Below are 1,332 nucleotides of genomic sequence, written 5' to 3'. Positions count from 1 at the left end.
CCCTCGATCTCGGCACCGGCTCCGGGATCCAGGCCCTGCACGCCGCGCAGCACGCCACGCGCGTGACCGCGACCGACCTCAACCCCCGTGCGCTGCACATCACCGCGCTCACGCTCGCCCTGTCCGGTGCCCCGGCGGCGGACCTGCGCGAGGGCTCCCTCTTCGAACCGGTCGCCGACGACGGGACGTACGACCTGATCGTCTCCAATCCGCCCTTCGTGATCTCTCCCGGAGCCCGGCTCACCTACCGCGACGGCGGGATGGGCGGGGACGATCTGTGCCGCACGCTCGTTCAGGAGGCGGGCGACCGGCTGAACGACGGGGGGTACGCGCAGTTCCTCGCCAACTGGCAGCACGTGGAGGGCGAGGAGTGGCAGGACCGGCTGCGGTCCTGGGTGCCGCGCGGCTGCGACGCGTGGATCGTGCAGCGCGAGGTCCAGGACGTCACGCAGTACGCCGAACTGTGGCTGCGGGACGCGGGCGACCACCGCTCCGACCCGGTGGAGTACCAGGCGCGGTACGACGCGTGGCTGGACGAGTTCGAGGCGCGGAAGGTGAAGTCCGTCGGCTTCGGCTGGATCACCCTGCGCAAGTCGGCGGCCGCACAGCCCTCGGTCGTCGTGGAGGAGTGGCCGCACCCCGTCGAACAGCCGCTCGGCGACACCGTGCGCGCGCACTTCGACCGCGTGGACTATCTGCGGGCGCACGACGACGCGGCGCTGCTCGCCGGGCACTTCGTGCTCGCGGGCGAGGTCGTGCAGGAGCAGGTCGGGCTGCCCGGCGCCGAGGACCCCGAGCACGTCGTGCTGCGCCAGCACCGCGGGATGCGGCGGGCCACGAAGGTGGACACGGTCGGCGCGGGCTTCGCGGGCGTCTGCGACGGCACGCTGAGCGCCGGCCGGATCCTGGACGCCATCGCCCAACTCGTCGGAGAGGACCCGGTCCTGCTGCGGGACCGGACCCCGTCCCAGATCCGGCTGCTGGTCGAGCAGGGGTTCCTCGAACCTGCCCGGTGAGTCCTCCCGGTGAGTCTTCCCGGGGCCGGCGGAAGAGCGCCCCGGTCCGACGCTCGGCCGGTCTCCGACCGGGGACTCCCGGACCGGGATCCCGCACCGGGACGTGAAACCGGCCACCAGAAGGCGGTGTGACGGATTCCGCATGTGGGCGCAGGGAGCTGTCCGCCCCGCGTTCACCCGGGGTTGGTGTTCCGGCTGCCCGGAGGTGTCAGCGTCCCGGTGCTGGGTACCGAAGGCCGGAGGAGACGAACCATGGAGAGCGGACCTGCGATCTTCACGGGATCGGTGTTCGCCCTGTTCGGGGGCGGTCGCCTGC

The 1,332-nt window shown here is 72.6% G+C and carries 1 protein-coding gene; it reads left to right on the top strand.

What is annotated here, in order from left to right; genetic code table 11:
• A partial coding sequence (locus EU811_RS23355; RefSeq protein ID WP_142940603.1) for a methyltransferase occupies positions 1–1,016 on the top strand: 1,016 nt, incomplete at its 5' end.
• Positions 1,017–1,332 lie beyond the last annotated feature (316 nt).

This window comes from Arthrobacter sp. TS-15 (genome assembly GCF_006964045.1).
Taxonomy (GTDB): Bacteria; Actinomycetota; Actinomycetes; order Actinomycetales; family Micrococcaceae; genus Arthrobacter.
This window is presented reverse-complemented; position numbering and strand designations above follow the sequence as displayed.